Genomic DNA, 20,767 nt, shown 5'->3' on the forward strand with positions numbered 1-20,767 from the left:
GAGTGAGATTCATGGCCGACCAAAACGGGGTCTCTGTTCAGCAGATTGTCGAGAAAGTTTGGCTGTCCATCGCTGAGCGACGGCTCAGGCCCGGCGTGCAGCTCAAGGAAGAGCAGCTGGCAACCATCTTCAACGTCAGCCGCGCCCGCATCCGGCAGGCTCTGGCCGTGCTGCAGCGTGATGGCCTCGTCAGCATCATTCCCAACCGTGGCGCCTTCGTCTCCAAACCTTCCGTAGATGAGGCCCGCGATGTCTTCTTCGTGCGACGCACCGTCGAGCGCTGCGTGGTGGAGCGGCTTTGCAAAGGAATCTCCAAAGCCGACATCAAACGCCTGCGCGACCATGTCGCCAAGGAGCGGATCGCCAATACGCAGGACATCACCACCGACATCATCAAGCTTTCCGGCGGCTTCCATCTGCTCCTGGCGGAGACCGCCGGCTCAGACTTCCTGTTCGCCACCATGCGCGACCTGATCGCTCGTTCCTCGCTGATCACGGCCATCTACCGCAACACCAACCGCTTCAATTGCGGGCCTGACGAGCACGCCGAAATCGTCGAAGCAATTGTCGGCAACAATGCCGACAAGGCGACACATCTGATGGCTCACCACCTCGAACATGTCGAATCCGAACTCGACCTCACCGAGATCCGCGACCTCTCCCACGACCTGCGCGCCGCGCTGGCTTGAACCGGTCGAAGCGCCCGCATCCGTCACGCGTCGGCCACGAGATGGCAAGCAACTCGTGTTCCGTTCGATAGCTCGCGGACAGCAGGCACCTCTGCGGAACACCTGACCGTGGCGAGTGGGCATCGCGGATGGAAGGTGCAGCCCGACGGCGGCTTCAGCGGGCTCGGAACCTCGCCGCTCGCCAGCTCCTGATCGCGCTTTGGCGCGGCGATGCTCGGAATGGTCTGCAGCAGAAGCTGGGTATAGGGGTGGCGCGGATGGGCGAAGAGTTCTTCCGTATCCCCCTCCTCAACGATCCGCCCCAGATACATCACCGCAATGCGGTCCGACATGTGACGCACCACGCTCATGTCGTGGCTGATGAAGAGATAGGTTAGCCCCAGCTCGTCCTGCAGCCGGCGCATGAGGTTCAAGACCTGTGCCTGCACCGAAACATCGAGTGCGGATGTCGGTTCATCGCAGACGAGGAATTCCGGTTCGCTCGCAAGTGCGCGGGCAATGGAAATACGCTGGCGCTGTCCGCCGGAAAACTCATGCGGGAATTTCTCGCCGTCGGAGACGGAGAGACCGACGGTCAGCAGCAGTTCCTCGACGCGCTCGGTCACCTCGGCTGATGTCTTGCGTAGCTTCAGCTCGCGCAATGGCTCGGCGATGATGTTCTTTACCCGCCAACGCGGATTAAGGGAGGCATAAGGATCCTGAAAGATCATCTGGGCAGATAGCGGCGCGCCGCTGCGCCCGGGCGCGAAACGGATTTCGCCGCCCGTTGGCGCGTAGAGTCCAGTCACCAACCGCGCCACCGTCGATTTGCCGCAGCCGCTTTCGCCGACAATGCTCAGACAGCCGCCGGCAGGCACAGTGAAGCTGATGTCATTGACCGCCTGAAGAAACTGACGCGGCTTGCGCTCCACCACACGATTGAGCCATGGGACAGAAACATCGAACGTCTTGACGAGACCGTCGACGGTCAGAGCTGCGACTGCGTTAGAGGATGTCGTCATGCGGTGCCTCCCGCGTTGAGCCAGCAGGCGCTTGCGCCATCGCCGGCCGGGATCAGTTCTGGCCGCTCGCGCAGACAGCGCGAGCCGGTAGATTTGCAGCGCGGATTGAAGGCGCAGCCTTGCGGAAGCGCATCAAGCCGGGGCATCGAGCCGTCGATCTGGTTCAGCTTCTTCACCCGCGCCCCGAGCGAGGGAATGGAAGCCATCAGCCCCTGCGTATAGGGATGGCGCGGCGCATGCAGCACCTGCTCCACCGGACCGATCTCAATCAGCCGGCCCGCATATAGGACGGCAACGCGGTCGGCCGCTTCGGCGATCACGCCCATATCGTGCGTCACCAGCATCACAGCCGCCTGCTTCTCCTTGCACAGCCGGCGAAGCAGCGAAATGATCTGCGCCTGGATCGAGACGTCGAGCGCCGTCGTCGGCTCGTCGGCGATGATCAGCTTCGGCGAGGCTGCCAGCGCCAGCGCAATCACCACACGCTGACGCATGCCGCCGGAAAACTGGTGGGGATAATGATTGACCCGCTCCTCCGGCGAGGGAATGCCCACATCACGCAACAGCTGCACGGCTCGCGCCCGCGCCTCCGCCCGGCCGAGCGACCGATGCTGCCTGATTGTTTCGATCAGCTGTGCACCGACGGTAAAGAGCGGGTTCAGCGAGGTCAACGGGTCCTGGAAGATCGCACCGATCTCGCGGCCGCGAATGCGCTCCATCGCCCGGTCGTCGAGCGTGTCGATCCTCTGCTTGCCGAGCCAGATTTCACCGCCGGCGATGCGGCCGGGACGCTCGAGCAGCCCCTGAATAGCAAGTCCGGTCATGGATTTGCCCGCGCCCGACTCTCCGACGACGCCAAGAACTTCGCCCGCACGGATGGACAGGCTGATATCGGAGAGTGCCGTGACCGTGCCACGGCGGTTCGGAAATTCCACTTTCAGGTTTCGGACGTCGATAACCGGCTGTTGTGCCTCAAGCATGGCTCTCCACCTCGATCGGATAGCTGGGCGGGAAGATCTCCGAAACCGTTGGATGGTTCCAGCTGCGCTCGGGGTATTTGGCGATCAGCCCGTCATACTGCGCCTGTGCCCGCACGCGTGCCTTTTCCATGTCGAAGCCGGCCAATTGCCGATCCAACATCGAGACACGGCCGTCGACGAAGACAGCGCGCGTCACCTTGCCGGAACCGCCGGTGACGATGGTCGTGATCGGATCGACGGATGGTGCCATGATAGCGTCATCCAGGCTGAAAACAGCGATATCGGCGCGTGCTCCCGGTGACAGATGGCCGAGATCGGAACGCCCAAGCGCCCGAGCGCCGCCCAGCGTCGCGGCATCGAACAGGTCGGCGGACCGCACCCGATCCGGTGCATGATCGCTGATACGGCAGGTAATGAGCCCGACCAGCAGGTTCATCAGCATGTCGGGCGGCGTCGTATCGGTGCCCATGGCGATATTGATGCCGCGCTTGCGACAGCTGGAAAAGGAATTGAGAATCGAGCCGCTGCGGGCCGAGACCAGCGGGCAATGCACAATGGAAACACCGTTTTCCGCATAGAGCCCGAGGTCTTCCTCAGTAGCATTCGTCGCATGGGGCGCGATCATCCGGTCACTCAGCAGATCATGCTTTGCAAGCCAGGCCGGCGCCGTCGCACCATGCAGCGCCCGCACTGTCTCGACCTCCATCGTGCCCTGAGCCATGTGCAGGCGGAATTTGCAGCCGAGATCACGCGCAGCAGCATCGGTGCGCTGCAGAAGCGCAAGCATCGATGTCTCGACCCGGTCCGGCGCCAGCATGCCACGCACGAGATCGCCATGCCGGCCATTCTGCCGCTCTATATAGGCGATGGCATCGCTCAGGCCCTTGAGCCCGCGCTCTTCATCGAAGACCGGCACCATCTTGCCCGGCGCTTCCAGAACCATGCCGCCCGAACGATAGGCGGGGCTGAGATAGACGCGCAGGCCGAGATCGCCGGCAGCATCGGCGGCGGCATCGAATTCGGCGACGGTCTCGCCCCATTCACGATAGAACAGCGATGCGATGGGAGCGGCTGTCGTAATGCCGTTCAGCAGGAGCTGACCGAAGGCAAAGCGCTTCTGGAAAGCCAGTTCCTCCTGAGAATACATCTCGTAAGGACCGGCTTCCACATAGCTGCGAGGCCAGACCCGCCCCTTGGCCCAGCCGGGATGGCTGTCGATGCCGAGGATGGTAGTGTCGAGATCAGACAGGGCATCGAGATCGATCAGTCCAGGGCTGATCAGCGCATTGCCGAAATCGATGCGACGCGCCACTTCGCCGGAGAAATTATGGCCGACGAAGAGAATGGCGCCATTTTCGAACACGACCTGGCCGTTGCGGAGCAGCCGGTGGCCACCGTCCCTGTGGCCGACCACCCAGCTTGCGGTGATCAGCGTGCGCCCTTCCGGCTGGCGACCGAGCGGAAGATTATCCGTTTCCTGCACCATCAGGGCATCTCCACCACGGCTTGGCCCTGGCGTGCCGTCACACGGCCACCCTTGACGACAAGCGGGCGCGGCGCGATGTCGACGACGGCGTGGGCGAGCGTTTCGCCGGCCAACAGGGTGAAATCGGCGTCACAACCGACCTTCAGGCCATAGTTCTCGATGCGCATGACATCAGCGCCGCCCTGCGACACGATATGCAGCACATGCTCCAGATCACGATCCGAGCGCAGTCCGTTTTTCATGCCGATCACCTGTGCGCGATCGAGCATATCCGGATGGCCCCACGGACCCCAGGTATCGCGGATGCCGTCACAGCCGCCGCCGACACGTACGCCTGCTTCCTTGAGACGCATGATGGACGGCACGGCTGCCGAAGGTGCGCCGGTCGTGAGGATTGCCACATCGAGCTTGGCGATCTCGTCGATCAGTTTCCCGACACGCAGATAATCGTTCATGCCCAATGCGAAAGCGTGGCTGATCGCCACCTTGCCCTGCATGCCGTTGACCCGAATGCGCTCGAACATCAGCTCCATCGTGAAGGCGCCGAGCTCGCCGGCCTCGTGCAGATGAATGTCGATCGGAACACCGTGCTTGGTGGCAAGGGCGAAGAGGATATCGAGCTGGCCCTTCGGATCGCGATCGATGCCGCAAGGGTCGATGCCGCCGAGCACCTCGCAGCCCTGGCGCAGCGCTTCGTCGAGCAGTTCCACCGTGCCCGGCATGACCATCACGCCGGACTGCGGGAAAGCGACGATCTCGATATCGATGATGCCCTTGAGCTTCTCACGGGTTTCCCACACGCCCTCGACCAGACGCAAACCATGGGTCGGATCGATATCGACATGGCTGCGGATATGCGTGCCGCCATGTGCCGCCAGACCGATGGCGTGGCGCATGGACTGGCGATGCGGATCGATGCCGATCTCCAGACGATGCTCGCGCTCGAAATGGATGCGTTCGCGCAGGATCGCGGCGCGGTTGTTGACATGCCACGGCATGCCCCAGGTGGTCTTGTCGAGATGGGTGTGAGCGTCGATCAAACCGGGTGCGGCGATTGCGTTGCCGCCATCCTCGACCGGCATGCCCGGCTCGGCTTCAAACTTTCCAAAGCCTGCAATCTTTCCGTCGCGGATCAGGATGTCGCAGGTTTCGCCGGCCATGGGCCTGACATTGCGGAGCAGAAGATTGGTCATGATCTACCTCAGTTTGGGATTAAGGGCGTCGCGCAGCCAGTCGCCGAGCAAATTGACGGCCACGACCAGCAGGCAAAGCTGGATGACGGGGAACAGCACGATCCACCAGGCACCGGAAAACAGGAACTGATTGCCAATGCGGATGAGCGTGCCGAGCGAAGGCTGGCTCGGCGGCATGCCGATGCCGAGGAAGGACAGCGTCGCCTCGGTGAGGATCGCCATGCCGAAATTGAGCGTCGCCGCCACCATGATCGGCGTCAGCGTATTGGGCAGAATGTGCTTGGCCATGATACGGCGTGCGGGCACGCCGATCAGCCTTGCGGCCTGCACATAGTCCTTGCCGGTTTCGACGATCGCCTGCGCTCGCACCGTGCGGGCATATTGCACCCAGCTCGAGAGCGCGATGGCAAAGACAAGCACGGCGGAGGCACCGATCTCCCGCAGGCTTTCCGGCAGCATTTGCCGCACGACCGTGGACACCAGAATTGCGACGAGAATGGTGGGTATGGACAGCATGACGTCGCCGATGCGCATCAGCAGATTGTCGATGAAGCCGCCGAAGAAGCCGGCAACCAGGCCGGCGATCAGGCCGATCACCAACGACAGCACGACAGAGGCAATGCCGATGACGATGGAGATGCGGGTGCCATAGAGGATGGCCGACAGCATGTCCCGGCCTTGGGTATCGGTGCCGAGCAGATAGGGCATCTCGCCCCCTTCGTGCCAGATCGGCGGCAATTCCGCCTTCCACATGTCGAGCTGCGCGCCGTCATAGGGATTCTGCGGCGCGATCACCGGCGCCAGCAGCGCTGTGAGGATCAGTATGGCGAGAATGGTCGCACCGATGATCGCCGCCTTGCTATGGATGAAGGACCACCAGAGGTCGCTATTGCGAAGGCGTTTGAATAGCGACGGACGCGAGGGCTTTTGCAGTTTGGGCGTTTCCGACAGTTCCATGGTCATCGAGCGGGCTCCTGGCTTCGATCAGCGTGCGGTGCGCAGGCGGGGATCGATCACCGCATAGGCGATGTCCACCAACGTGTTGAGGACGACAAAGATGAAGGAGATGATGCAGAGATAGGCCGCCATGACCGGAATATCGAGGAAGGTGACGGCCTGAATGAAGAGCATGCCCATACCCGGCCACTGGAACACCGTCTCGGTAATCAGCGCGAAGGCGATCAACGAGCCGACATTCATCGCCGTCATGGTGACCACGGGCATGAGACAGTTGCGCAGCGCGTGGCGGAAATAGATACGCCAGCGCGGAATGCCGCGGGCGCGGGCGAACTTGATATAGTCGGAGCGCAACACTTCGAGCATCTCGGCGCGCACCAGCCGCATGACCAGCGTGATCTGGTAAAGCGAAAGCGCGATCGACGGCAGGATGAGCGCGGCCCGGCCCGTTGGCGTCAGAAATCCGGTCGACCACCAGCCGATCTGCACCACGTCGCCGCGTCCGAAGGCTGGCAACAGTCCCATGCTGACGGAAAAGGCGAGGATGAGCAGAATGCCGACGACGAAGCTCGGCAGCGATACGCCGATGATGGACAGGAATTGCAGCCCCTCCGTATACCATTTGCCACGCTTGATCGCCGTCAGCACACCAAGGGGAATGCCGAGGAGCAGCGAGATCAGCGTCGCGACGAAGACGAGCTCCAGCGTCGCGGGGAAGCGCTCGGCGATCAACGGTAAGACTTTCTGGCCGTTGCGATAGGAAACGCCGAAATCACCCTCCACCGCATTGACGACAAAGCGGATGTACTGTGTCGGCAGGCTGTCATTGAGGCCCAGCCGCTCGCGAAGGGCAGCGCGGTCCGCCTGAGACGTCTGCTCGCCGACCATCAGTTCGACGGGATCGCCGGCAAGCCGGAAGATCAGGAACGCCAGGAGGGCAACAGCAAGCATGACGAGGATCGCATTGCCGAGACGCTTGATGATGAAAACCAGCATGGGAACCTCTAGGCTTCGCTTCGGTCTCCGGCACACCTGCCCGGTCAACCCTCACGGAATTCTCGTTCGGCAATGGGGAAAGATTTGCGGCAGCAAACGTATTCGAACGCATGCCACTTCTAGTGCCGTCATTACTGACAGCCATCGCAACACGAACATGCGCGCCGCGATCTCCTCCCTCACTCCCTTTGGCAGTCATTAACGCAGATATTCTGAAGTTGTCAACGTAATTGTAGACAATATTGACTACCAATGTTGGGGCCACTGCGCGTTCGGCGGGCTCGGCGCGCTCCCGGATAGCGAATAACCGAAGACAGCACCCGCAGAACAATCCCGAGCATCACAGCTCCGGCCGGCAGAAGATATCCATAAAAGAAGAGAGCGCCTCACGGGACCGCGAGACGCTCTCTCTTACCTCGATACTATGACCTGGCGGCCGTCACTCAGCCATCTGCGTCAGCCAAAGGCGCGGCTTGTTGTCGGCGCGGAAATCGATGCTCTTGACCTTCTTCAGCGTCGCCCAGGCGATCGGCTGCTGATGGAGCGGTATGAGCATGGCCTGATCCTTGGCAATCTTCAGTGCCTGCGCTTCGAGAGCCAGGCGCTTGTCATTGTCCGGCTCTTGCGCCGCCTGCGCCACCAGTTTGTCGAGATCGGGATTGGACCAGCCGCCATAGTTGGAGACGCCCATGGAGCCATTGCGGGTGGAGAGGACCTGCGACAGCAACGAATAGGCATCGAGCGTCGGCTCGTTCGCCCAGCTCAGATTGAAGACATCGGTCTTGCCGTTGCTGCGCTTGGATGTCTGCACCGCGCGCGGACCGATATCGATGCTTGGCTGAAAGCCGCTGCGCTTCAGCATATTGGCAATGCCGGAGCAAATATCCTCTTCATTGATGCTCTCGTCGTTCATGCAGGTATAGGTAAAGGCGAGGTTCTTCTGTCCGGCTTCGTCCAGGAGCTTTTGCGCAAGCTTGGGATCGGCCGGCTGGTAGGTATCGAGGTCCTTCACGTAACCGGAGATTTCCGGCGCGATCAGCGAGCCGGACGGGCGGGCGAGACCGCGCATCACCTTCTTGTTGATCAGGTCGCGGTCGATGGACGCTTCAAACGCCTGGCGTATGCGTAAGTCATTGAATGGATTGGGGCGCCCGTCTTCCAGCTTTTCCTTGCGATTGAAGGCGACAAAGACTGTGCGCAGTTCCGTGCGCTTCTGGACACTGATATCGGGCGTCGATTCCAGACGGGGCAAATCCTGAATGGGAGCGGAGTCGATGAAGTCGATTTCGCCGGAGAGTAGTGCAGCGACACGCGTGGCGGCCGAGGAGATCGGCACGAACTCGATGCGGTCGAGATTGTGCTTCTTCTGATCCCACCAACTGCCATTGGCAACCAGGACCGTCTTGCTGTCAGGCACGCGGCTTTCGAGCTTGAACGGCCCGGTGCCGTTGGTGTGCATGGTCGTGTAGCCTTCGACCTTCGACGCGAAATCGGTGGGCTTCTCGCTGTTATTGTCCTTCAGCCACTTGGCATTGAAGACGAAGATATTGGTGATGTCGTTCAGGAACAGCGAGGTGGGCGCGGAAACCTCGATATCGACGGTATGGTCGTCGACCTTCTGAATGCCGACATAAAGTGGAATATTGCCGCGTAGCGGCGATGCCGGGTCGGAAGCGCGCTTGAACGATGCGACGACGTCATCGGCGGTGAAATCCGCGCCATCGTGGAACTTCACGCCTTGGCGCAGGGTGAAGCGCCAGTGCTTGTTGTCGATCAGCTTCCAGTCCGTGGCAAGTGCCGGCTCGACCTTGAAGTTCGCGTCATAGCGGACCAGTCCCTCGTAAATATGGTTGAGAAAGGCAAGGTTCGAGGTGGACGGAACCGAATCCGGATCCAGCGAGTAGATATCTGCTCTGCTGCCCCAGCGCAGCGTGGCGGCATCGACCGGCGCGGTCAGTGCGGCCGTAGCCACTGCAGCGAGAATGAGCTTTTTCCAACGAAACATTGTTTCCTCCCTTTGTTATTTGCAGAGCCCTGATTTGAACGGCCCCTCCCCAATTTGGGGCGGAGTATCGGTGTGACTTTCGCTATTGTCAATTAAATTGTTGACAATTATCGTATCCAAAAATCATGCCGATCGGCGCCAAGACAAACGCTTGGGGATATGGGAGGAAGATATGAACGGCCTGCTTCTGCTGCATGGAGCCATCGTTACCGTCGACAAAGAGCGCCGGATCATCGAGGATGGCGGCCTGGCGATTTCCGGAGACCGGATTGTCGAGATCGGAACAGCCGCAGAGCTGATATCCAGGCACACCGAGAAGAGGGTGATCGATTGCAGCGGCAAGATGATCATCCCCGGCTTGATCGACGCCCATGGCCATGCCGGGCATGCGTTGATCCGCAGCATCGCCGCCGACACCAACGCCATGTGGATGCGGGTGGTGACGCCAACCTACTATCACTACGTCACCCGCGACTTCTGGTATGCGGACGGGCTCGTTTCGGGTCTGGAGCGGCTTCGCGCCGGCGTGACGACGGGAGCAAGTATCATCACCTCGATGCCGCGCAGCGACGACCCTGTTTTCGCCATCAACCACGCCCGCGCCTACACCGAAATCGGCCTGCGCGAGATCGTCTGCGTCGGCCCTTCTGGCCTGCCCTGGCCGCACCCCGTGACCCGCTGGGAAAATGGCAAACCGGAGCGGCACAACATTACCTTCGAGCAGATGATCGAAGGTTCGGAAGCGGTGATAGAAACGCTTGATGGCAGCGCGGACGGACGCATCAGCGTATTCCTGACGCCGTTCACCATCGTACCGTCGGTAGAGCCCTCGAACGCATCCACGCCGGATCAGGCCGTAAATCTCACGGACAGCGATCGTATGCAGGCGCGCAGGGTTCGCGAAACCGCCCGCAAATGGGGCGTGCGTATTCATTCCGATGCCTTTGCCGGACAGATCCGCATGGCGTTTCAGGATAAGGAAAACGCCATGCTCGGACCCGACGTTCACCTGCAGCATTGCTGGGGCATTTCGCATGAGGAGATGGACATTCTGGCCGAGACCGGCACCAACGTCACCCACGCACCGCCCGGCCGTGCAACGCCGGTTATGGAGATGATGGCACGGGGCATTCCTCTCGCCATCACCTCGGACGGCGCCGCTCCCAGCCGGCATTTCGATATGTTCCAGACCGCCCGGCTGGCCCAATCCACGCAGCATATCCTGCATAACCACGACCGATACCTGCTGCCACCCGGCAAGGTCTTCGAGATGATCACCATCGATGCCGCCAAGGTCATCGGCATGGATCACGAGATCGGATCGCTGGAGGTTGGCAAGAAGGCGGATATTGCCATCATCGACATGCGCAAGCCGCATCTAATGCCCAACTGGATGCCGGTTCACCGCCTCGTCCATCAGGTTCTCGGAAGCGACGTCGATACGGTGATCGTCAATGGCAAAGTGCTGATGGAAGCCGGCAAGGTGCTGACGACGGATGTCGAAGCTGCGCTTGATTTCGGCCAGCAGCAGGCGCTTACCCTTGTCGAGCGGGCCGGTCTGCGCGCTCATATGCACGATCCCGGCTGGGGAAAGCTGCAGCGAACTTTCTCGGAGCCAATACGGCCTCCGCAAGCCGCGGACTGCTGAAGCCAAGGCCATCACTGCCTATTCGACGAAGGATCGATCGCCGAGCCCTCGGGCTTCCGCGATCGGCGGATATCGATGTGGACGCTGGATTTGAGGAAACAAGCCAGCTTTCGATGACTTCAATAAGCAGTGTCGGGCACTCCTTATGCGGTGTGTGCCCGACGCCTGACAGGATGCGGCATTCTCCGCGCGTCCCCGCTATCCGGCGGGGATGCGCAGGCGATCCGAATTCATCATATTCGCCATGGATTGCAAGCTGCGGGCAACGAATTGCCTGAAGAGCTGCATCGAGGCTCCAATCGGCAAATTCCGGACGCTGCCATGTATCGATCCAGGCGTGAAGAACCCACTCGGCCTTGCCGCCATGATATTTCGCCAAGCGGCTCATGCTGTCGGGCGACTCGAAGTCTTTTTCCGCTGCTCTGATCCCCGCCAAGGTCCGATCTTCGACAAAGGCCTGAGCGGCTATGGTGATCACGCCCCTGCACTGCCGTAGCAACCGCGCTCCCGCCCAAACCGCCATGCCGCCGCCGACGCTATGCCCGCAGGCGATGAACTCATCGATCGAAAGGGCCTCGCAAAGGAGCGGCACATACTGCTCCGCTTCCGTCGCGACGAAATTGTTGCTCAGCACATCCGTCCGGCGGTCGGACCGACCAAAGCCCAGGCGGTCATAGGCGATGACCCGCCGATTAAGGGTTTGGGCCAGCAATTGTGGAAATTGCCGCCAGAGTGCAACGCATCCGAGCGAGTCATGAAAAAGGATCAGCGGCGTACCCGACACTGGATCACACGGCGTCCAGGCCTTGGCGAAAAGCCGGCCACCAGGGCTCTCGATCCAGTGCTCGCTCTCATTGATCTCAGTCACTTCAACTCTCCGGGCCTATGCGTCGTCTCCACCCTATATCCAGCAAGGCCGGCCGGAACCACCCCTATCGCTCTAGGAGAAGCCGGGTATAGGTGGAAAATTCGTAGCCATCATTGCCGAGCAAGCTTGTCCAACGCGAAACCTGACTGCATTAGGTAAAAGACTATTTTGAATAGGAAATCCGGACAAATGTTGCGAGCCGGTTTAACGCGTGAACGAGTCCATGAACGCTACCTCCACAGTAACATCAATCACTCCGGACTTCCTGTTCGGCGCACTCGAGTTGGAACGCACCGATGCCGGCCTCCTTCCGCATCGCCTGCCATTTCGCGCCCGCACCCAATGCGACGATCCTCAACTATTGATGGCTGAGGCGCAGCCGTCCGGTGTTCGGTTGGTGTTCCAGACATCGGCGACGGCAATTGAACTCGAGGTCCTCCCCACCAGGCGAGACTATGTCGGCATGCCCCCTCGCCCAGCCGGCGTGTATGACTTGCGCGTGGATGGCCGACTGGAGAGGCAGGAGAGTGCTTCAGGCGGCAAGGTTCTCAGGATCGATATGGCGAAGGGCTCATCTACGCTTGAGCCAGGCCAGCCGCAAACGCTGCGCTTCTCCGACCTTTCGGAAGGCGTGAAGACCGTGGAAATCTGGCTGCCACACAATGAGGCCACCGAGCTGATCGCTCTACGCTCGGATGCTCCCATCGACCCGATCAGAGCGTCCGGCAAACCGGTCTGGCTTCACCATGGCAGTTCGATCAGCCAGGGCTCGAATGCGGCATCGCCGACCGGCATCTGGCCGGTGGTCGCAGCCGATCAGGCGGGAGTGGAACTTGTCAATCTCGGCTTTGGCGGCAGCGCCTTGCTGGATCCTTTCGTGGCGCGCACGATCCGCGACACGCCGGCGGATGTCATCAGCCTCAAGATCGGCATCAATCTGGTCAATACCGACCTGATGCGGCTGCGCGCCTTTGGCCCGGCCATGCATGGATTTCTCGATACGATCAGAGAAGGGCATCCGACGACACCTCTCTTCGTCGTGTCGCCGATATTGTGCCCGATCCATGAAACGGTGCCGGGACCGAGCCAGGCCGACCTCGCCTCACTGAGGAGAGGACAATTGCTGTTTCAAGCCGGGGGCAATGCCGAGGAGGTGAGGCAGGGCAAGCTGACGCTCACCCTCATCCGCGACCAACTCCGAACCATCGTCGATCGCCGGTCGAAAGATGACGGCAATATCCACTACGTGGACGGCAGAGAACTGTATGGGGAGACGGACAACGAGCGTCTGCCACTGCCGGACGAACTCCATCCCGACGCCGAAACCCATCGGCTGATGGGTGAACGCTTCGCCGGTCTGGTCTTCAAGGCCGGTTCGATTTGAAAGAGTTCCGTCAGTTCGACCGCTTGAAATAGCGCGCCGGCGTCGTGCCGAAATGAGCTCGGAACAACTCGATGAAGGCACTGACCGTTTCATAGCCCAGATCGAAAGCAACCGTAGTGACGGAGTTTCCAGCCGCCAGCATTTCCAGGGATCGCAGCAGCAGGGCGCGCTGACGCCAGGCACTGAATGTAAGGCCCGTTTCCAGAACGAACCGCCGGCTCAACGTCCGGGGCGCTATACCGGCCCATGTCGCCCTCTCCGCCATGCTCCGCCGCTCGGATGAATCATCTGCAATCGCACGCGCGATCTTCTGCAGCCGTGGATCGGTCGGCATCAGCAGTCCGAGAGCTTCTTCCGGCAGCGCGGCGATCTCATCCAGCATCACGCCGGCAATGCGTGCCTGCGGCTCGGAAAGTGGTCCGTACTGCCAAGCCGCTGCGCGGGCGACTGTCTCATTCAGCAGGCCAGAAAGCCGTATGACGCGCGGCGCATCCGGCAAGGCAGCGCATGCCTGCTCCGCCACATACACACTCCAGCCATGAAAGGCGCCGTGCGATCTGAAATCGTGCTCGAGATGCGGTGGAAGCCATACGGCGTTAACGGGCGGGATGAGCCAACGGCCATGATCGGTCCCGACGGTGACCACGCCTTGCGTGGTGCCAAGCAATTGGCCTCGTGCGTGGGCGTGCCGGTCCGTTTGCCGCATCTCGGCTTGATGCCGGCTTGTCACCAGGATTACCGGCTCACGGGCGGAACTGAGTCGAAGAGGATCAACAAGAAAATCGCGCATGGCTTCAAAGCCGTATTGATTGGCCCCGATACGTTAGCAGCGCAAAAGCACGTGAGCTAGATGCAAGGTGTTCCCAACCCATACAATTTATGGAGACACCGATGACACCCAAAGACGTGATGACGCAGAATGAAGTTCATGACCTGCTCCAGCGCATGTTTGCCGCCTTCACAAACCCGACGACGAAGCCGGAGCAATATGCCGAACTGCTGACGCCGGATTACATTCAAAGGGTCGACGGCAAAGAGCTCGACTATGCCGGCTTTCTCCATCACAGCGCAGCGCTGCAGGCGAGCCTCTCTTCAAGCAACGTCACCTTCGAACACTTCGTGACCGATGGCGTTTCGGCGGCGACAGTTCACATCGCCAAGGCCGTGAAGATCAATGGCGAGCGTATCCGCCTCAAGGTGATTGCCTATTACCAGTTTCGCGACCATCGCATCTGCCTGGTGGATGAACTCACCCACCTGCTTGAAGGGACAACCCAGGACCGGGATCTCGGTTCGCGAATGCCGGATTGAACTGGCCGGCATCCGCCCTGCCTGGATTTTTACGTCTCGCCCGGAGCGGCCGAGACGTTCAGCTAAGAAGAGAGAACCTCATTCCGCCGGTTGGGTGATGCAGGCTGCATCCGGCGATGCGCGCTTGCCCGAGAGGGTGTTCTGGCCGAGTGCCACGATCACGACGGTCACCAGGCTCGCCAGGACGGATACCCAGAACCCATTTGCCGGGCCAAAATTATCAACCACCAGACCGGAGAGGAAAGCGCCGAGCGCCATGCCGATGCCGATGCCGGTCATCACCCAGGTCACGCCTTCGGTCAGCATCGATTCCGGCACGCGGCGCTCGATCAGGCCGAAGGCGGTGATGAAGGTCGGCGAGATCGCCACGCCGCTGAGGAAGACGGCGAAGGCGAGCAGGGCAACCGAGCTGCCGGCGACAAGAAGCGGCAAGGACGTCAGGGCAAGCACACCGACGGCAACGAGCAGCTGCCGGTGCAGCGGCACCTTGAGATTGAGCGCGCCGATGATCAGCCCGACAACAAACGAACCGAGGGCGTAGACACCGATCACTAGGCTTGCAGCACCTGGTTGACCAAGCTCCTTGGTGATCGCGACTGCGCTCACCTCTGCGGTAGCGAATGTCGCACCCACGAAGATCAGAGCCAAGGTGATGACCTGAACCGGGCGAAGCCGGATTGCAGAACGCTGAGGACTATCGGAATCGAGCCCGCGCACCTTCGGCTCCGTCGAGCGTTGCAGGAGAAAGACGGTCGTCCCGAGTGCAAGGAAGGCCGTGCTGATGACCATTCCCGCTTCCGGAAACAGCGAGACGGCAAGGCCGACCGAAAGGGAAGCGCCGGCAATATAGACAAGTTCGTCGGCAGCGGATTCAAATGCGAAGGCTGTATTCAGCTCTGGTCGGTCGCGGAAGATTTCCGTCCAGCGGGCACGCACCATAGCCGGAATGCTGGGCATGGCCGCGGAGAGGAAAGCCGAGGCAAACAGCGTCCATACCGGCCAATTCTGATTTGAAGCGATGATGAGAACAACGAATGCGAGCACGGAGACAATGGTTGCCGGTGCGACGACGGCGCGTTGGCCGCGCCGATCGACGAGCCGCGATATCTGCGGGGAGATGAGAGCATTGGTGAGCGCGAAAGTCGCCGAGACGGCACCGGCGAGCCAATATTCACCACGCGTCTGCGAAAGCATCGCGACGATGCCGATGGGGGCCATGGCGATGGGTAGACGAGCGAAAAAGCCGGCTGCCGAAAAGCCCTTGGCGCCGGGAGCCCGGAAGATTTCACTGTACGGATTGGACATGGGAACGATCCTTGACTGAATGAAGTCGCCATACACATACGCGGCGTATGAGAATGAAGTAATTGCGTGCCGTGCGAATGTCAACTAATATACGCGACGTATGTGAGTTGACGGAGAAAAAATGCGTAAGCCCCGTAGTGAGATGATTGCAGAAACGCGGGCAAAGCTGCTGGCGGCGGGCCGAAAGGCATTTGGAAGCGTCGGTTATGCCGAAGCCTCGATGGACGATTTCACGGCCGCAGCCGGGCTGACGCGAGGCGCGCTCTATCATCATTTCGGCGATAAGAAGGGCCTGCTGCAGGCTGTTGTCGGCGAGATCGATGCGGAAATGACCGCAAGACTCCGTGCCATCTCGTCCCAGGCGCCGTCCCGCTGGCAGGGATTTATCGATGAGAATGTCGGATATGTCCAGATGGCGCTCGAGCCGGAACTCCAGCGCATCATGTTCCGCGACGGACCGGCCGTGCTCGGTGATCCCTCCGGCTGGCCGAGCGCCAATGGCTGCATCACCGCCGTTGCCGAAAGCCTTCGCAGTCTTGGCGAAGAGGGCATCATCGTCGACATGGATCCCGAAGCCGGCGCCCGCCTCATCAATGCGGCCAGCAGCAGTGCCGCGCAATGGATCGCCAATTCGGACGATCCGGAGGCGACCTCGAAACGGGCGGTCAAGGCGTTCCGGACCTTCCTCGAGGGATTGCGGATCAAGAACGGTTGAGCGTTTCGCCACTGATCGCCACTAGCGATAAAACTCGGATGGCGGCTTTCCGAAATGCCGCCGAAACATCGCCGTAAACGCGCTCTGGCTGGCATAGCCGCAATCGAAAGCGATATCGATCACGCGCTCGCCATTGGCCAGCCGGCGCAGCGCGAACAAGAGCCTTGCCTGTTCGCGCCACCGCCCGAAGCTCATGCCCGTTTCCTTGCTGAACAGCCGATGGATGGTCTTGGCAGTCACATTTAGCCGCTCGGACCATTCGCCAACAGTCGAAGTGTCGGAAGGATCTTCGCTCACCGCTTCGCAGATCAGCTTGATGCGCGCGTCTTCCGGCATGGGAAGGTGCACGGGCAGTATGTCGGAAACACGCACCTCGTCTGCGACCAGCCGCATGAGCCGATCGTCGCGGCTGCCTTCCTCATAATCGAGCGGAACATGAACGGCGGCAACGATGAGCTCGCGCAATAGCGGCGAGACCTCGATGACGCAGCTTTTTTCCGGTAAGTGCCGGATCGCCGTTGCATCGATGAAGACCGTGCGGATCTTGACCTCGCCCGACATCCTGACGTCATGCTCCAAACCGGCGGCCAACCACAGCGCCCGGCTCGGCGGCACGACCCAGGAACCCTCCGCCGAACGCACGATCATTACACCCTCGATCGCATAGAGAAGCTGGCCGCGCGGGTGGGAATGCCATCCGGTCGAGGATCCGTCCGGATAATTGATGTCCATCGCAGCCATGGCGCGATGCGTATCGTGAAAATCCAGATGTTTCTGGGTCGGGTCGCTTTGCATGTCCTAATCTCTACAATTGTGTTCAGTATAGAGCGATACGGACGAAAGCTGAACCGATAAGCGTCGATATCAACGACAGTTCACGGTTATCGATCATGAAAAACAAACTCGCATTTCTCTATCCCCTCATCGCCATCATCCTCTGGTCCGGCAACGTCATCGTTTCCAGAATGTCCGCACATACGATCGGACCGGAGGCCATCACATTCTATCGGTTGCTGTTTGCGGTGCTTCTGATGAGCACCTTCGTCGCCGCACCCGCATGGCGAAACCGCGCCGTCATCTGGCCGCATCTCGGCCAGTTCGCCATTCTCGGCTTCCTGGCGATGTGCCTGTTCCAGAGCCTGTCCTATCTGGCGGCCGAGTCCACCACGGCGACCAACATGGCCGTGTTCACGGCGCTGACGCCATTGCTGACGGTTGCCCTGAGCGCCGTCGTCCTGAAAGACACCCCGACTGTCGGCATGGTCGGCGGCGGCATCCTGTCGCTTGTCGGGCTCGTCTATCTGGTCAGCGCCGGCGATCCCGGCGCACTCATTCAGAATGGCATCCATCTCGGCGATCCGCTGATGCTGACGGCCGCGGTGGTTTATGCGCTTTATGGTGTGTTGCTGAAACGCTGGAGCCTTCCTGTCGCCGGCTGGCAATCGACCTATATGCAGGCGATTTGCGCCTTGGCGATCATGTTTCCGGCATTCCTTGCAACACCCGCACCCATGCGCTCGCTCAATGCCGAGACGCTGCCGCTGATCGCCTATGCCGGCGGGCTGGCTTCGGTCGTGCTTCCATTTCTGTGGATCCGCGGCGTCCAAATCCTCGGGCCAAGCCGCTGCGCCGCCTTCATGAACCTGCTGCCGGTCTTCACGGCGCTCGGCGCCATAACCATGCTCGGCGAGCCGATCCATCTCTACCACGTTATCGGCGGCGGCCTTGCGCTAACCGGGGTGGCTTGCGTCGAAATCTTCCGTCGGCCATTGCGCGGTGCGCCTCCAGTCGTTCCCGAAATCGTCGATTAGAAGTGGCAGCACTCGGTCGAGATCTATGTGAGCCGCGTGGTGCCGCAAGCATGTCCGAGCCAATCCGAAAATGCCTTTACCTTCTGGCGCGCTTCCGCGCGGGCGGGCCAGAGGGCGTAGTAGCCATAGCCGCTGTCGATGATGCGCTCGAAAGGGGCGACGAGTTCGCCGTTCTCGAGATCCTGCTGCGAAAAGGCGAGGTCCCCCATCGTCACGCCATAGCCGCTTGCCGCCGCTGTCATGGCGAAATCCTGGGTATCGAACACCTGATGACGAATTGCCTGGAAGGAATAGGCGCCCTCGGCCTGCAACCAAAGCGTCCAGTCGCTGTGACGGGGGTTGGAATGCAGCAGCACGCAGCTTTGCAGCTTCTCCACAACAGGCGGATCGCCGAGCGCGGGAAGCAGCTGAGGGGAGCACATCGGTGTCAACCGCTCCTCAAGCAGCGGCAAGACATCCATGCCCGGCCAATGGCCGTTGCCATAGGTGATCAGCATGTCGATATCGCCGACGGAGAAGGTGGGACGCAGGAACCAGGCCGTATCGATATTGATGTTCAGATCCGGGTGGTGACTGTGCAGATCCGGCAGGCGCGGCAGGAACCACTTGCGCGCAAAGGTTGGCGGCATCCGAATGGTCAAAGAGCGCACTGTCGTCCGCGTCGCCTCGAACGAGGTCTTCAGCGAAGCGAGCAGGCTGTCGACGATCGGGATCAGCGCCATGCCGCGCTCTGTCAGTGCGACCTTACGCGTGTGACGCTCGAACAGGCTGCAACCGAAATAATGCTCGAGCTGCTGAACCTGCCGGCTGATGGCGCTTTGGCTGAGATTGAGTTCGGCGGCCGCCGCCGTGAAGCTTCCCGTTTCCGCAACCACGGAAAAGGTCTGCAACGTCTGCAATGGCGGCAGCCTGTTATGATCGAATCTCGGCTCCATTCCCTATCCGGCTTTCTCGCTGCTGTCGCAAACAACAAGCTTTAAAGCATGCGGATCGAATGGCAACCGGATGCAGCTCAGGCAATCGAGCGGCGCACGGCCTCGACAGCCAGTCTCACCTGCCTTGGAGCCGTCCCGCCCCGATGGTCGCGGCTGGCGACCGATCCCTCGACCGTTAGCACTTCGAAGACATCTTCGCGAACCAAGGGCGCAAAGGACTGCATCTCGGCCAGAGAAAGTTCTGAAAGTGTCGGCAAGGCCTTGTCGCGTGCTGCGCCCACGATCGCGGCGACGGCGTGGTGCGCATCGCGGAAAGGCAGTCCGGCGCGGACGAGATAGTCGGCAAGATCGGTCGCCGTCGAATAACCCTGGTTTGCGGCGAGCAGCATCCGGCTGTGCTTTACCGTGATGCTCGGGATCATCTGGGCGGTGACGCTGACGGCGCCACGCACGGTTTCGAGCGTATCCGTCAGCGGTGGCTTGGATTCCTGCTGGTCCTTGTTGAAGGCAAGCGGTTGGCTTTTCATGAGAGCCGCGGAAAACGCCAGATTGCCGATGACGCGTGCTGCCTTGCCGCGCACAAGCTCGGCCAGATCAGGGTTGCGCTTTTGCGGCATGATCGAGGATCCCGTGCAGAACTGATCGCCGACCTCGATGAAATCAAACATCGGCGTGCACCAGAGGATCACCTCTTCGCTGAAACGCGAGAGATGACCCATTATTAGCGCACCGGCACTGCAGACATCCACGACATAGTCGCGGTCCGAAACGGCATCGAGGGAATTGGCAAACGAGCCGGAAAAGCCGAGCTGTGCCGCGCTATATTCGGGATCGATCGGATAGCCGGTACCCGCCAAGGCGGCCGCACCCAGCGGCGAGACATTGAGACGCTCACGCGCCGCCTTGACGCGATCGAGATCGCGCAGGAACATTTCCGCATAGGCCATCAGATGATGTCCGAAGGTGACGGGCTGGGCCACCTGCAGATGGGTGAAACCGGGCATGATCGTCTCGGCATTCTGCTCGGCAAGATCAACGAAGGCACCGATCAGCACCTTCAGATCATCGGCGAGCAGATCCAGCTGCTCGCGCGCATAAAGGCGTATATCGGTTGCCACCTGATCATTACGCGATCTGGCCGTATGCAGCTTCTTGCCGGCATCGCCGATCAGCGCGACAAGGCGGTTCTCCACGTTCGTATGAACGTCTTCGAGTTCGGTCTTCCACTCGAAGGCGCCGGAGCGCATTTCCTCGGCAATCCGGTCAAGCCCCCTCTGGATCTGGGCATTGTCTTCGGCCGTAATGATGCCTGCACGGGCCAGCATCTCGGCATGGACTTTCGAGCCGGCGACATCATGCAGCGCAATGCGCTTGTCCTGATCCAGGCATTCATGGAAATCCTGAAAATCCCTGGAGACGTCCTGCTTGAACAGCGGGGACCATGTGGTGCTCGTCTGGTTTCTCATTTCGATCTTCCCTTTCG

Annotated in this window: 20 protein-coding genes and 1 pseudogene; 7 read left to right on the forward strand and 14 right to left on the reverse strand. The window is 60.7% G+C overall.

Going from position 1 to position 20,767, the window contains the following annotated elements; genetic code table 11:
* Nucleotides 1–11: 11 nt before the first annotated feature.
* Complete coding sequence (locus tag ACQZ6F_RS26360; RefSeq protein WP_068399118.1) at nucleotides 12–689, forward strand: GntR family transcriptional regulator; 678 nt, start codon at nucleotides 12–14, stop codon at nucleotides 687–689.
* Nucleotides 690–712: 23 nt separating this feature from the next.
* On the opposite strand, the gene ACQZ6F_RS26365 is transcribed toward ACQZ6F_RS26360, so the two are convergent.
* The 7 genes from ACQZ6F_RS26365 to ACQZ6F_RS26395 all read right to left on the reverse strand — a co-directional run bounded on the left by ACQZ6F_RS26365 (nucleotide 713) and on the right by ACQZ6F_RS26395 (nucleotide 9,307).
* The gene (locus ACQZ6F_RS26365; protein ID WP_449094674.1) at nucleotides 713–1,690 is read right to left on the reverse strand and encodes an ABC transporter ATP-binding protein; all 978 of its coding nucleotides are present in this window, start codon (nucleotides 1,688–1,690) and stop codon (nucleotides 713–715) included.
* Entirely contained in the window at nucleotides 1,687–2,670 is a 984-nt protein-coding gene (locus tag ACQZ6F_RS26370; RefSeq protein WP_449094675.1) for an ABC transporter ATP-binding protein, read from the reverse strand. The genes ACQZ6F_RS26365 and ACQZ6F_RS26370 overlap by 4 nt, the downstream gene beginning before the upstream one ends.
* Nucleotides 2,663–4,156: an amidohydrolase family protein gene (locus ACQZ6F_RS26375; RefSeq protein ID WP_449094676.1), complete on the reverse strand. Its 1,494-nt coding sequence runs from the start codon at nucleotides 4,154–4,156 to the stop codon at nucleotides 2,663–2,665. Before ACQZ6F_RS26375 ends, ACQZ6F_RS26370 begins: the two co-directional genes overlap by 8 nt.
* Nucleotides 4,156–5,349: an amidohydrolase family protein gene (locus ACQZ6F_RS26380; protein ID WP_449094677.1), complete on the reverse strand. Its 1,194-nt coding sequence runs from the start codon at nucleotides 5,347–5,349 to the stop codon at nucleotides 4,156–4,158. The genes ACQZ6F_RS26375 and ACQZ6F_RS26380 overlap by 1 nt, the downstream gene beginning before the upstream one ends.
* 3 nt (nucleotides 5,350–5,352) lie before the next feature.
* Nucleotides 5,353–6,306: an ABC transporter permease gene (locus ACQZ6F_RS26385; protein ID WP_449094803.1), complete on the reverse strand. Its 954-nt coding sequence runs from the start codon at nucleotides 6,304–6,306 to the stop codon at nucleotides 5,353–5,355.
* 27 nt (nucleotides 6,307–6,333) lie between these two features.
* Complete coding sequence (locus ACQZ6F_RS26390; RefSeq protein ID WP_068399104.1) at nucleotides 6,334–7,302, reverse strand: ABC transporter permease; 969 nt, start codon at nucleotides 7,300–7,302, stop codon at nucleotides 6,334–6,336.
* Nucleotides 7,303–7,741: 439 nt separating this feature from the next.
* The gene (locus ACQZ6F_RS26395; protein ID WP_449094678.1) at nucleotides 7,742–9,307 is read right to left on the reverse strand and encodes an ABC transporter substrate-binding protein; all 1,566 of its coding nucleotides are present in this window, start codon (nucleotides 9,305–9,307) and stop codon (nucleotides 7,742–7,744) included.
* A gap of 172 nt (nucleotides 9,308–9,479) precedes the next feature.
* On the opposite strand from ACQZ6F_RS26395, the gene ACQZ6F_RS26400 reads away from it, so the two are divergent.
* A complete protein-coding gene (locus ACQZ6F_RS26400; protein WP_449094679.1) occupies nucleotides 9,480–10,955 on the forward strand; it encodes an amidohydrolase family protein in 1,476 nt (491 codons plus the stop codon).
* Here the strand turns inward: ACQZ6F_RS26400 and ACQZ6F_RS26405 are convergent.
* A complete protein-coding gene (locus tag ACQZ6F_RS26405) occupies nucleotides 10,843–11,823 on the reverse strand; it encodes an alpha/beta fold hydrolase (protein ID WP_449094680.1) in 981 nt (326 codons plus the stop codon). The two genes, ACQZ6F_RS26400 and ACQZ6F_RS26405, sit on opposite strands and share 113 nt — an antisense overlap.
* A 223-nt stretch (nucleotides 11,824–12,046) precedes the next feature.
* On the opposite strand from ACQZ6F_RS26405, the gene ACQZ6F_RS26410 reads away from it, so the two are divergent.
* Nucleotides 12,047–13,207: an SGNH/GDSL hydrolase family protein gene (locus tag ACQZ6F_RS26410; RefSeq protein WP_449094681.1), complete on the forward strand. Its 1,161-nt coding sequence runs from the start codon at nucleotides 12,047–12,049 to the stop codon at nucleotides 13,205–13,207.
* A 10-nt stretch (nucleotides 13,208–13,217) separates the two neighbouring features.
* Here the strand turns inward: ACQZ6F_RS26410 and ACQZ6F_RS26415 are convergent, their stop codons facing one another.
* Entirely contained in the window at nucleotides 13,218–13,730 is a 513-nt protein-coding gene (locus ACQZ6F_RS26415) for a helix-turn-helix domain-containing protein (protein ID WP_449094804.1), read from the reverse strand.
* Between the two features lie 15 nt (nucleotides 13,731–13,745).
* Nucleotides 13,746–13,874, reverse strand: a pseudogene (locus tag ACQZ6F_RS26420) (AraC family ligand binding domain-containing protein); the annotation flags it as partial.
* On the opposite strand from ACQZ6F_RS26420, the gene ACQZ6F_RS26425 reads away from it, so the two are divergent.
* Both ACQZ6F_RS26425 and ACQZ6F_RS26430 read left to right on the forward strand, forming a co-directional pair.
* Nucleotides 13,830–14,057 carry a hypothetical protein gene (locus ACQZ6F_RS26425; RefSeq protein WP_449094810.1) on the forward strand — a complete coding sequence of 76 codons (228 nt, stop codon included), beginning with the start codon at nucleotides 13,830–13,832 and terminating at the stop codon, nucleotides 14,055–14,057. The pseudogene ACQZ6F_RS26420 and the gene ACQZ6F_RS26425 sit on opposite strands and share 45 nt — an antisense overlap.
* 41 nt (nucleotides 14,058–14,098) lie before the next feature.
* A complete protein-coding gene (locus ACQZ6F_RS26430) occupies nucleotides 14,099–14,518 on the forward strand; it encodes a nuclear transport factor 2 family protein (protein WP_449094682.1) in 420 nt (139 codons plus the stop codon).
* 78 nt (nucleotides 14,519–14,596) lie between these two features.
* On the opposite strand, the gene ACQZ6F_RS26435 is transcribed toward ACQZ6F_RS26430, so the two are convergent.
* A complete protein-coding gene (locus tag ACQZ6F_RS26435; RefSeq protein WP_449094683.1) occupies nucleotides 14,597–15,823 on the reverse strand; it encodes an MFS transporter in 1,227 nt (408 codons plus the stop codon).
* A gap of 121 nt (nucleotides 15,824–15,944) precedes the next feature.
* Here ACQZ6F_RS26435 and ACQZ6F_RS26440 point away from each other — a divergent pair, with 121 nt between their 5' ends.
* Complete coding sequence (locus ACQZ6F_RS26440) at nucleotides 15,945–16,538, forward strand: TetR/AcrR family transcriptional regulator (RefSeq protein ID WP_449094684.1); 594 nt, start codon at nucleotides 15,945–15,947, stop codon at nucleotides 16,536–16,538.
* A gap of 21 nt (nucleotides 16,539–16,559) precedes the next feature.
* Here the strand turns inward: ACQZ6F_RS26440 and ACQZ6F_RS26445 are convergent, their stop codons facing one another.
* Nucleotides 16,560–17,333 carry an AraC family transcriptional regulator gene (locus ACQZ6F_RS26445; protein ID WP_449094685.1) on the reverse strand — a complete coding sequence of 258 codons (774 nt, stop codon included), beginning with the start codon at nucleotides 17,331–17,333 and terminating at the stop codon, nucleotides 16,560–16,562.
* A 95-nt stretch (nucleotides 17,334–17,428) separates the two neighbouring features.
* Between ACQZ6F_RS26445 and ACQZ6F_RS26450 the strand changes: the two genes are divergently transcribed.
* Complete coding sequence (locus tag ACQZ6F_RS26450) at nucleotides 17,429–18,349, forward strand: DMT family transporter (protein ID WP_449094686.1); 921 nt, start codon at nucleotides 17,429–17,431, stop codon at nucleotides 18,347–18,349.
* 23 nt (nucleotides 18,350–18,372) lie between these two features.
* On the opposite strand, the gene ACQZ6F_RS26455 is transcribed toward ACQZ6F_RS26450, so the two are convergent.
* Together ACQZ6F_RS26455 and argH are read right to left on the reverse strand one after the other, a co-directional pair.
* Nucleotides 18,373–19,284, reverse strand: a complete 912-nt coding sequence (locus tag ACQZ6F_RS26455) for a LysR substrate-binding domain-containing protein (RefSeq protein WP_449094687.1) — start codon at nucleotides 19,282–19,284, stop codon at nucleotides 18,373–18,375.
* 77 nt (nucleotides 19,285–19,361) lie between these two features.
* The gene (argH, locus tag ACQZ6F_RS26460) at nucleotides 19,362–20,750 is read right to left on the reverse strand and encodes an argininosuccinate lyase (protein ID WP_449094688.1); all 1,389 of its coding nucleotides are present in this window, start codon (nucleotides 20,748–20,750) and stop codon (nucleotides 19,362–19,364) included.
* Nucleotides 20,751–20,767: the final 17 nt, after the last annotated feature.

The sequence above is a fragment of the Rhizobium sp. A22-96 genome (assembly GCF_053521805.1).

Bases quoted from the DNA above. Each gene is read 5' to 3' on its own strand.
- ACQZ6F_RS26455 (WP_449094687.1), bottom strand. From the start codon at position 19,284: ATGGAGCCGAGATTCGATCATAACAGGCTGCCGCCATTGCAGACGTTG.
- ACQZ6F_RS26365 (WP_449094674.1), bottom strand. From the start codon at position 1,690: ATGACGACATCCTCTAACGCAGTCGCAGCTCTGACCGTCGACGGTCTC.
- ACQZ6F_RS26380 (WP_449094677.1), bottom strand. From the start codon at position 5,349: ATGACCAATCTTCTGCTCCGCAATGTCAGGCCCATGGCCGGCGAAACC.
- ACQZ6F_RS26435 (WP_449094683.1), bottom strand. From the start codon at position 15,823: ATGTCCAATCCGTACAGTGAAATCTTCCGGGCTCCCGGCGCCAAGGGC.
- ACQZ6F_RS26400 (WP_449094679.1), top strand. From the start codon at position 9,480: ATGAACGGCCTGCTTCTGCTGCATGGAGCCATCGTTACCGTCGACAAA.
- ACQZ6F_RS26390 (WP_068399104.1), bottom strand. From the start codon at position 7,302: ATGCTGGTTTTCATCATCAAGCGTCTCGGCAATGCGATCCTCGTCATG.
- ACQZ6F_RS26360 (WP_068399118.1), top strand. From the start codon at position 12: ATGGCCGACCAAAACGGGGTCTCTGTTCAGCAGATTGTCGAGAAAGTT.
- ACQZ6F_RS26375 (WP_449094676.1), bottom strand. From the start codon at position 4,156: ATGGTGCAGGAAACGGATAATCTTCCGCTCGGTCGCCAGCCGGAAGGG.
- ACQZ6F_RS26445 (WP_449094685.1), bottom strand. From the start codon at position 17,333: ATGCAAAGCGACCCGACCCAGAAACATCTGGATTTTCACGATACGCAT.
- ACQZ6F_RS26385 (WP_449094803.1), bottom strand. From the start codon at position 6,306: ATGGAACTGTCGGAAACGCCCAAACTGCAAAAGCCCTCGCGTCCGTCG.
- ACQZ6F_RS26370 (WP_449094675.1), bottom strand. From the start codon at position 2,670: ATGCTTGAGGCACAACAGCCGGTTATCGACGTCCGAAACCTGAAAGTG.
- ACQZ6F_RS26430 (WP_449094682.1), top strand. From the start codon at position 14,099: ATGACACCCAAAGACGTGATGACGCAGAATGAAGTTCATGACCTGCTC.
- ACQZ6F_RS26440 (WP_449094684.1), top strand. From the start codon at position 15,945: ATGCGTAAGCCCCGTAGTGAGATGATTGCAGAAACGCGGGCAAAGCTG.
- ACQZ6F_RS26450 (WP_449094686.1), top strand. From the start codon at position 17,429: ATGAAAAACAAACTCGCATTTCTCTATCCCCTCATCGCCATCATCCTC.
- ACQZ6F_RS26425 (WP_449094810.1), top strand. From the start codon at position 13,830: ATGATCGGTCCCGACGGTGACCACGCCTTGCGTGGTGCCAAGCAATTG.
- ACQZ6F_RS26410 (WP_449094681.1), top strand. From the start codon at position 12,047: ATGAACGCTACCTCCACAGTAACATCAATCACTCCGGACTTCCTGTTC.
- ACQZ6F_RS26395 (WP_449094678.1), bottom strand. From the start codon at position 9,307: ATGTTTCGTTGGAAAAAGCTCATTCTCGCTGCAGTGGCTACGGCCGCA.
- argH (WP_449094688.1), bottom strand. From the start codon at position 20,750: ATGAGAAACCAGACGAGCACCACATGGTCCCCGCTGTTCAAGCAGGAC.